Source organism: Dapis purpurea BLCC-M126 (assembly GCF_050015975.1).
Taxonomy (GTDB): Bacteria; Cyanobacteriota; Cyanobacteriia; order Cyanobacteriales; family Microcoleaceae; genus Trichodesmium.
On the sequence record NZ_JBNHER010000030.1, the window covers coordinates 1 to 10,268 of the forward strand.

Below are 10,268 nucleotides of genomic sequence, written 5' to 3' on the forward strand. Positions count from 1 at the left end.
GGCTTTAAACCACAATTATTTAATTAACAATTAATAATTAATAATTCGGTAAGGAGGAAGGAAGAAGGAAGAAGGAAGAAGCTTTAAGAGAAGGAAAAACCTTAAAGATGGTAGATATTTCCCCAGCTTTTACACAAACTATACCAACGGACATGATATGATAATAGATTTTAAGCTGTACATATTGTTGAGGAAACATTATCCAAAAATATCTACTTTCGGATTTAATCATTCCTGATTGTGCAACGCCAAATTAAATTAAGCATTTGAAGAGCCGAAATGCTTCACACCTCAAGATATACTTGCAAATATGAGTTGTTTGAATTAAGAAAGCAGATTTTTCCTAAAAACCTGCTGTCTGGAATAGTGGCTAATAATTCCCTTGCCTAACTCAAAACTTTTAATAAAACCTCTCCCACTTCTTTACATCCCACCTGTTTCATTCCTTCCGACATAATATCCCCAGTACGATAACCCTGCTCCAATACTTCAAAAACTGCTTTTTCAATTTTGTCTGCTGCGACAGGTTGCTCTAGAGCATAACGTAACATCATTGCCGCACTCAGAACTTGTGCCAGAGGATTAGCCTTATCCTGACCCGCAATATCTGGGGCAGAACCATGAACAGGTTCAAACACTCCTGGTCCAGAAGCACCTAAACTGGCAGAAGGTAACATCCCTATACTCCCTGTCAACATGGCAGCAGCATCAGAGAGAATATCTCCAAATAAATTTCCTGTAACGATGGTATCAAATTGTCTGGGCCAACGAACAAGCTGCATGGCAGCATTATCTACATATAAATGGGATAATTCCACATCTGGATATTCTGCGGCAAGTTGGTTAACGCGATCGCGCCACAACTGAGACACTTCTAAAACATTTGCCTTATCTACTGAACACAACTTACCCCCTCGTTTCTGGGCAGTCTCAAACCCCACCTTAGCAATACGGTCAACCTCTGACTCAGAATAGGCCATTGTATTGACACCCCGTTTTTCTCCAGTCTCCGTCTCAAAAACGCCCTTGGGTGTGCCAAAATAAACCCCACCTGTTAATTCTCGCACTACCATAATGTCCACTCCTTCAACTATGTCTCGTTTTAGGCTAGAAGCATCTATTAATTGGGGCAAAATTTTGGCAGGCCGTAAATTGGCAAATAATCCTAATCCGGCTCTTAGTCCTAATAGTCCGGTTTCTGGCCGTTGATGGCGGGGTAAATTATCCCACTTATAACCACCGATAGCTGCTAATAGTACCGCATCACTATTACGACACATTTCTAGAGTTTGAGTAGGTAAGGGTTCCCCAGTAGCATCAATTGCTACTCCACCAATAGGAGCTTCTTGAAATTCAAGCTGGAAGTTAAATTGGCCACCAACTATTTTCAAGACATCTACCGCCACTGCCATAATTTCAGGGCCAATGCCGTCACCGGGAAGTAGAGTAATGCGGTAGTTCATCATGTTTTATATTTTTGATTTTATATGGGTTAGTTATTGAGCTAAATATTAACTATATAGCAATTTTCATTAGAGATTAAGATACAAAATTTTAGCTTTTAGAAAACGCCGGATTTTAGAACTGGGAACATAGAAGAAGAAAAATCAGTCTTCTTTAGTTATAGAAATTACAATTTCAGTGATTAATTTTTATTCTAATAATTTAGCTTTAATCTATAGGGACTAAATTTAAATCCTATTTGTGTAGTCTTATTCTAGGATTTTCCCACAATTATTAAATCTGTTATTCCCTAAAAATAAATATCATTCTACTCAGACGAGAAACACAAATTGATTTATGAATAGTACAATGTAAATTATATAGTTAAATTCAATTGATTAACAATGAAAAAATCATTATTTTTTTTGAATAAATTTATTACAACTCTGACTCTATGTATGATATTAGTTAGCTGGCTTGGTTTTAATCACATAACTCAAGCTAAAACTGAAGAAAAAGCTGCTGCTTGTGTTGTAGTTGATTTTGATAACAGATTGAGAGTTTCAGGACCTTGTAAGGTTAAATTAACAACAAGTAATTCTGGTGTTGAGTTTGATATTAATTGGGATGGTTCTACTAGAAGTCAGTTTTCTATGAATAAATTTCCTCCTGATGATAGAACTTATAGAGTAGAAATGAGCAATGGAGCCAGAGCTACTATTAAAGTTGAGAAAGAAGGTAAAGTATTTATTTTTAGAACCGATAGGGGGTTTAGAGGTCACATAATATTTCCTTAGGATAGGAATTACACAAAACAAATTGATTAAGTATCAGCAAAATTTATCCTGAATTTAGCTTTTACATGATGTTATTATTGATGACGTAATTTTAACTATAACTGTGTGAATAAAAATGAATATAAGGCTAAAATATGTAACTATCATTCCCCTAATTTTACTCTCTATCTTGGGTGTAAAAATTTCATCTATTCGTACATCTCATGCAGCATATCAGTCACAAATATTAAACCAAATTTTACCTCACCAAACTGATAAATTTTTATTAGCTGCTATTGATAATTGTGAAGTATCAATGCCAGCTTCTGAAACTAATGAACGTCTAGTTTTGAATGTCCGAGAAGTACCAAATGGTGATATTGTTGATACAGTTGATGATGGAGAAACAGTAAAATTAGAAACAGCAGGTGATATTGAAGGTTTGTATTGGGTGAAGATTGTTGATCCAGTTGTAGGATATGTTTGGACAGAATATCTGACAGATTGTAAATAATTTTTTTTCTTCTAAATATATTGATCAATATTAGACTCAGCCAGAGAAATAAAATTTGTTTTTAAGCTGAGTTATTTTTATCGCTGAAATTTTGACATTAATCAAATTCCTACTAAAATTCATGTTTCCACTACCTTGCAATGTTTGATTAAGTAGGACTTGCTGGTTAAATCTAAAAGCATTTATATATTTAAAGTTGTGCAAAAAAAGCTTTCACTTTTTTTTGCTTAAGATTAAAATGTGAGGATTTTGAGCAGATAAAGGCAGAAAAATTGAATCCAAAATTATGGTACTTATTCCTATATAAAATACTCTGGATCAGAATCATATTGCTATATGATTTAGGTTGTGAGATATTGGATACTTTTAAGGAACAGGGAATGAAGAATAGGGAACAGAAAATAATAAAAAAATGTATAAAAATGAATCTGAATAACTGCTATATTTTCTAAGTTTTATGAAACACCTCAATTATCATATATAATTCCTTATTGCTATATCTTTGTGCAGTTACCTAAATAATTTTATACTTTTTAAATTTTCACTTTTAACTTTTGAGTAAATTTATGTCTACATAAGTTTTTTGACAACTAATAACTTATAACTGAAATAACTTCTATTCTAATAACTGCTTGAGTTTTTGTTGATTCCAAAGTAACTGATATAAACCAGGTTTATTTACTAATTCTGCATGGTTTCCTACTTCCACAATTTTCCCTTTATCCATCACAAAAATTCTATCAGCCGTGGCAGCAGCAGACATTTGATGAGAAATAAAAATTACAGTTTTCTTTTGAGTTCCGGTTGATAAATTTTGTAAAATATTCGTTGCTGTCTGATTATCCACACTGGAAAGTGCATCATCTAAAATTAATATTGGCGCATCAACTAATAATGCTCTTGCTAATGCTGTTCTTTGTCTTTGTCCCCCTGATAAAGTAATTCCTCTTTCTCCGACTATCGTTTCATATTTTTGGGGAAAGTTGAGAATTTCTGTGTGAATTTGTGCTTGTTTAGCAGCAAATTCTATTTCTTTTTGTTCTTTTAATGGCTCGCCATAACAAATGTTATTTTTGATAGTTGTACTGAAGAGAAAACTTTCTTGGGGAACGTAGGCGATCGCCCTGCGTAAATCTTCTAATTTTACTTGAGTCACATCATAACCATCTATAAATAGTTGGTCAATATTCATATCTAAAAGCCGAGGTAATGTATTTGCTAAAGTTGATTTTCCTGAACCAATAGGTCCGACAATAGCAATAGTTTCTCCTGGTTTAATCAGAAAATTAATGTTGTCTAAAGCTGGTATTTTACTATCTTGATAAGTGTATGTCAATCCTTGGCTTTTGATCCAACCTTTTACTACTTGTGGAAAACCTAGAGGTAATTCATGGTCTTGAATTTTTGGCTCTACTGTGAGAATAGCTTCTATACGGTCAATACTTACTTCTCCTCTTTGATAAGCAGTAATCGTAAAACCTAATAATGCGGTGGGGAAAACTAAACGCTCAACATAAAGAATTAAAGCTACAAAATTACCAATTGTTAATTCACCAGTTTCCAGATAGGTTGACCCATTAACCAGTAATATTAACAAGCTTAAACTTGCTAAACTAACGAGGATAGGAAAGAGAATATTACGAGTTCTTGCTAAGTCTAAATTAACATCTAAAAGTCGTTGATTATATTCACTAAAAGCTAGTCTTTCATTTTCTTCTTGAGCATATATTTTGATTAGAGAAATACCATTCATATCCTCTTGAATCAAATCACTCATATTAGAAAGTTCTTCTTGAACAGCTAATTGTTGACTTTGCAGTTTCTTACTAAATATTTGTACCAGTATTAGCATGATAGGATAAACAGAAATTGCTAATAGAGTTAACCGCACATTAATAGAAAGCATAACTGGTATGGTTAAACCATAAGCAAAAATTGTATTAAAAATACTCAATACTGCAAAACCTAATAGTCTACGGATATTATCAACGTCACTTGTGGCGCGGTTAATTAAATCTCCAATTGTATTATTACTAAAGTAAGATGGTTCTAATTTTAAAAGTCGATTAAAAATTTTTTGTTTAAGGTCAAATTCTACCTGTCGCCCTACTCCAAATATGAGAATTCGAGATGCTATTCTAATAACCCACATAATGGAGGCAAAAATTACAATTGTCAGCACATAGTATAAGAATTCATTAAATTTGGTTGCTACTTCCAAATCATCTATGGCTTGACTGATTAATTTGGGAATATAGATTCCTAAAGTATTGACTATAAGTAGAGAGAAAATTCCTAATGAAGACTTTCGCCAATGAGGACGTAAGTAGGAAGCTAATTTTTGGAGTCGTAGTTGAGAAGATTGAGCCATAGTAGTAATGTTAGATTTTAGATAATGCTATGATTGTAAATAGTTAAATATACAAGAAATTGATGTTTGATTCAACAAAAAGCTGGTTAGTTGTCTATCAAACTGATCTGTATCAAGAAAATGTATCACTACTAAATAATCTTGTCTGAGATTAAACTCAAAATATTACTACAATGATCTTAATATCTTGACTATAATATTTGCCACAATAGGATTAACAAATATGGGCAAGCAATTTTCTCTTACATTCAATGTAAAAGACGATGATACTGTTGAAGTTGAATCTATGAAAGTTAAACTCGAATCTCCCAAAAAGAGACCACCAAGGACACCTCCAGGACAAGATTTTGCTATTATATTGTCAATTATAATTTTAGGTATTATCTTTATTGTTAATTTTTTAATACCAGCTAGTGTAGAGAGTATAAGTGAAGAAGCACCTGAACCTGAACCTGAACCTAAACCTACTAATTCTCAAAATAATTCAACTGCTAAATCTTATAATAATTATGAGCCAGTAAGAATATATTTTGAAGAATATTGATGTTAGTTGATAGCAAAATTCACTCTCATTATCAAATTAATTATCATACTAAGATAAAAGGCAACATTATTAAAAATATACTGCTAAATTTTCAGGTTTATTTATCCTCATCTACTTACATACTCTCTATTAAAATTCTAATAAATAAAGTTTTACTTAAAATTTTATTTATGCAGAAGGAATAGGTATAGGTATAGGATATTTTTTATTGATAGAGAACAAAGTTTTTATTATCACTAATGAATGAAAGTTGAGCTAATACTATCCAAATATTTTCTCATATAAAAAATGCTTGTTTACTGAGAAATTAAGGTATAAAGCTTATCGATTCATGGAGAAAAAAGAAAAAAAATTCCTTTGAGCAAAATCCTTCTATTACAGAAGAGGTAATTATTAACTGTTAAAGCAGCATTACCTACGAAAAGTTAGTTTAGATAAGGGAATAAAGTCTATGCTATAAAAATGGCTGTTAGCTCCGTATTCAGTAGAAAAACCCTTGGTAGTTAAGGATTGATACCTTTTTGAAGTAAACCCTTCTTCCTGTATATATTTGAGTCGATTTTCTGACTCTATTTTGTCTAATGCCAATTTAATATCAATTCTCAAAAGTGACTGGAGGCTTGGTATGGTGAATCATCAGAAAAGTAAATGTCAGGAGTACCAAAAATCGAAATTTTTGACCTGGTTTAGGAATATATTTTAGAGGCATTATCTCTATAGCTACTTTCGATAATTGGTATAGTATGATAGTTACAGATAAAAATAGATATAGATAAATTCAAAAATTAATAATCCTGTGCAGCCACACATAAAAATATTACCGAATAATTAAGGTCTAAAGCCTCTCTTTATTAAGGAGAAAAAGCGGTCATTAACTAAGTTTCCTACTCTTACAAAGCTGCTCTGAAGTGTCCCATATCCAATTGACCAAGAGAAGAAAAAAAATAATTTTTGTCAATCTTATCCGTTTTAAGGAGAGGTAATTATTAATTATTAATTGTTGGAAAGTATCACCAAAATTACTACACAAATACCTAAGAAAATTGGTAAAAGTTGAAAACTTTTTGCTATCAAATTTTACATTACTGAATTAGGACATAATTTACTTGAGCTTAGAGATATAAAACTTTCAATAAAATGAAAATGCCCCTATCTCAAAAAGTTTTTTTGAGTAGGGCATAAACTAAATTATATGAAAGAAAAAAAATGGTTATTTAGAAACCAGGAGCTAACCAACCTCGTAGGAAGTAGTAAAATAATGCTAAATATTCTTCCCACACTTCAGTAGTTAGTAAAAGTGCTTCTGCATTAGGAAGAAAATCTGCTAGTACAAAACGATAGGAAGAATCTTCGTAAGGATTTACAGTATTAAAGTCTGTGGGAGCAGGAGTAGTCCTCATTCCTAGGTCAGTGAAAGTTAAACTAGCACGACGAATTTGAATAGCAGAAGTAACAAGAATAATAACAGGTTCTAAACCTCTTTCATCTAATATTTCACGAGTTTCAACAGCACTTTCATGTACTGTCGAGCCATTTGGTTCAAGAATAATAGCACCTCTGGGAACACCCAATAAAACTAAAACTCTTCTAATATCTTGAGCTTCAACTGTATTAATATCCGATCCAATTCTTGGACCAGCACTAACAATAACATAAGGAGCTAAACCTTTTTTATATAATTCAGCAGCATAGATAATTCGCTCTGCAGTTTTAGTTAGCTGAACTTGTATTCTATCAGGTATTATTGGTTGAGTTGTTCCTTGACCTAATAATACAATTGCATCTGCTTTTTCATCACAGCAAGCTGAAACAGAAACAACCTCTATTGCATCTTCTTCTGCTTCTTGAGCTGCCCATACAGCAAATACTGGTGCGCTAGTAATTATCAGAACTATCAAAGCTGTAATAATCAGGGTTGGTGCTGGACCTTTTATCCCCCCACCTGATATTAGAGTGGTAGCATAAACTAAAAGTATAATGGAAAAACCAAGTGGTTTAAATGCGAAAGCTAGAAACCTAAAAACAGCAGCACCTACCGGACTATCTGGTGCATAGAAAGCTAGTATCAACAAAATAATTGAAAATACCATCAATAACTTATAAATTAAGTTTCTCTTATCATCACCACAGCTTTTCCAGAGTGATAGAGTAATACAAATTAATAGTATACAAAATACTATTCTGGTTAAGATGATCAGCATAATTTTTTGATTTCTGTCCTGATAAAATTTGGATTATTAGCTTCATCAACTCACTTAATTGATGCAACATTTCCTGTATATAAAAATAAAAGTCAACTTATTTTATCGATACTTCAGTTGATAATTAATTGCTTCTGTTACTGTTTGGATTACTTTAACACGAGCATAACGTTTATTATCACCCGCAATTAAAGTCCAAGGAGCAGTTGGTGTACTTGTACGCTGAATCATTTGATTTACAGCTACTTCATAAACTTGCCACTTTTCTCGATTGCGCCAATCTTCTTCAGTAAGTTTATACTGCTTAAATGGGTCGTTTTGTCTCTCACTGAACCGCCTTAGCTGTTCCTCCTGGCTTAGATGTAACCAAAACTTAACCAAAACATAACCTGAAGTGGTCAATTGTTCCTCAAACTCATTAATTTCCCGATAAGCACACTGCCATTCCAACTCTGTGGCAAATCTTTCCACTCGCTCCACTAATACTCGACCATACCAACTCCGGTCAAAAATACCAATTTTTCCTGCTTCTGGCAACTTTTTCCAAAAACGCCAAAGATAATGATAGGCTTTTTCCTCCTCTGTTGGTGCAGCAAAAGCATTAACCACATAGCTACGAGGGTCCAAATTATCCGTCAAACGCTTAATTGCCCCACCTTTACCAGCAGCATCCCACCCTTCAAATAAGATTAAAACAGGTAGTTGATGTTTGTATATTTCCAATTGCAGTTTACTCAAAAGTTCTTGCTGCTGGTTTAATGACTTTTTGTACTGTTTCGGAGAAAAGCATTGGGTCAAATCTACTTGAGCCAAAAAATCTCGTTCGGTGGGTTTGAGTTGTTCTTGAAGAGGATTATTTGGTCGTGGTGCCCTAATATGCATTTGGTCTAAAGCTTGAGTCAATATTGAGACCATTTCTGTCAAGACCTTGACTCTTGCCCAACGTTCAGAGTTTCCTTCAACTAAGGTCCAGGGAGCAAATCCTGTGCTGGTATGAATCAGCATTTCCTCAGCAAAGGTAGTATATTTTTCATAATTTTTAGCTTGTTGCCAGTCTTGATTTCTGACTCGCCAAGCTCTTAAAGGGTCGTCTGCAGTTTGTTTTAAGCGCTTCTTCAGTTCTTTTTTGCCCAAATGAATCCAGAATTTGGCGATTGCCGCCCCATTATCCACCATCTGACGTTCAAAAGCATTGATTTGTCGCATAATTGTTGGTATGTCCGCCTCTGACACACTTTTCAACAATCGGTCTTCTAAGACATGGGTGTACCAACTATGATAAAATAGCCCAATTTGTCCTGCTCTAGGAATTCTTTGCCAAAACCTCCATAGAAAGGGATATTGCTGCTCTTGTTTTGTAGTAGGCCAAATTGGATGAACAACAAATCCCCGTGGGTCCATATATCCCACTATTTGTTTAACTAGAGCGCCCTTACCTGCTGCAGCCCAACCCTCTAATACTATCAGCATAGGTAATTTATTTTGCCAACAAGCATTCTGTAGTGATCGTAACTGTCGCATCAATGCTTCTAGCTGTGTTTTATAGGTATCTTTATCAAGGCCAACATCTAAGTTTAGAGTATTTAACATATCAGTTATATTTTTTTATACGTAATAAAATAAATAGATATTTTAGCTATAACACTGGAACCCCTGCTCTCTAACCGATAGGGTGAGTTTCAAGATCACAGGTGCGTGAGTCGAAGTACGTTGCCTAACCAATACCGTAGGTGAGAAATGCAAGAGTGCCGATATGAACACACTATCTATCGCCCTCAGACAGAGAGCGTATGTAAAAAACTAATAACCTCTGCTATCCTCATTCCTTATTTTATATAAGCCTTTAACCCTTCCCACTCTTTGTCAGTGACGCAATATATTTAACCGTCGCTCCCTTGCCATTGTGATACTATTTGCTAGTACAATCAAAGTGTAAAACATCTGGACCCTCATGGCAAAATATAAAGCCACAGAGAAAGTAACCGTTTCTTGTCCTGGATGTGGAAGGACTCAAACATTAAGAAAATCAAAGGTTGTGCCTTGTAATTACTACACCTGCAGTCATTCGTGCAAAGCTAACCCAGACTGGCAACACCCAGACAAACCGAACCGATTCGTTCATGTTTACCACATGAACGCTGCTGGCGCATTTACTGGGCACAAGTTCAGACCAGCCACTGAAGAAGAAGAGGAGCCTATTAATCGCGCCAAGTTGATTTTATCGGCAGGCTTGCTTCAGATTTCGGAGCAAAACTAATGCGAAATCACTAAATAATAAAAAAAACTTATAACTAACTTAAAAAACACTATTCTTAAAACCCCTTTACAAAACGAAATAAACTAGCTAAAGTATTAATAACGGTTAAGGAAAAAAACCTTATACCGCCGTACCTCGAAAATTTCATACATACAGCAATCA

General features: G+C 34.0%; 7 protein-coding genes. 3 read left to right on the plus strand and 4 right to left on the minus strand.

What is annotated here, in order from left to right:
- Positions 1 to 386: 386 nt before the first annotated feature.
- The gene (gene leuB / locus ACP6PL_RS03415; RefSeq protein ID WP_426542565.1) at positions 387 to 1,466 is read right to left on the minus strand and encodes a 3-isopropylmalate dehydrogenase; all 1,080 of its coding nucleotides are present in this window, start codon (positions 1,464 to 1,466) and stop codon (positions 387 to 389) included.
- Between the two features lie 381 nt (positions 1,467 to 1,847).
- Here leuB and ACP6PL_RS03420 point away from each other — a divergent pair, with 381 nt between their 5' ends.
- Together ACP6PL_RS03420 and ACP6PL_RS03425 are read left to right on the plus strand one after the other, a co-directional pair.
- Complete coding sequence (locus ACP6PL_RS03420; RefSeq protein WP_426542567.1) at positions 1,848 to 2,240, plus strand: hypothetical protein; 393 nt, start codon at positions 1,848 to 1,850, stop codon at positions 2,238 to 2,240.
- Positions 2,241 to 2,355: 115 nt separating this feature from the next.
- A complete protein-coding gene (locus ACP6PL_RS03425) occupies positions 2,356 to 2,733 on the plus strand; it encodes an SH3 domain-containing protein (protein ID WP_426542569.1) in 378 nt (125 codons plus the stop codon).
- A 616-nt stretch (positions 2,734 to 3,349) separates the two neighbouring features.
- Here the strand turns inward: ACP6PL_RS03425 and ACP6PL_RS03430 are convergent.
- On the minus strand, positions 3,350 to 5,104 hold the full coding sequence (locus ACP6PL_RS03430; protein ID WP_426542571.1) for an ABC transporter ATP-binding protein: 1,755 nt from the start codon (positions 5,102 to 5,104) through the stop codon (positions 3,350 to 3,352).
- Positions 5,105 to 5,327: 223 nt separating this feature from the next.
- On the opposite strand from ACP6PL_RS03430, the gene ACP6PL_RS03435 reads away from it, so the two are divergent.
- The gene (locus ACP6PL_RS03435; protein WP_426542573.1) at positions 5,328 to 5,648 is read left to right on the plus strand and encodes a hypothetical protein; all 321 of its coding nucleotides are present in this window, start codon (positions 5,328 to 5,330) and stop codon (positions 5,646 to 5,648) included.
- 1,214 nt (positions 5,649 to 6,862) lie between these two features.
- Here the strand turns inward: ACP6PL_RS03435 and ACP6PL_RS03440 are convergent.
- Positions 6,863 to 7,849: a YdcF family protein gene (locus ACP6PL_RS03440; RefSeq protein ID WP_426542575.1), complete on the minus strand. Its 987-nt coding sequence runs from the start codon at positions 7,847 to 7,849 to the stop codon at positions 6,863 to 6,865.
- A gap of 102 nt (positions 7,850 to 7,951) precedes the next feature.
- Complete coding sequence (gene pap, locus ACP6PL_RS03445; RefSeq protein ID WP_426542577.1) at positions 7,952 to 9,439, minus strand: polyphosphate:AMP phosphotransferase; 1,488 nt, start codon at positions 9,437 to 9,439, stop codon at positions 7,952 to 7,954.
- Positions 9,440 to 10,268 lie beyond the last annotated feature (829 nt).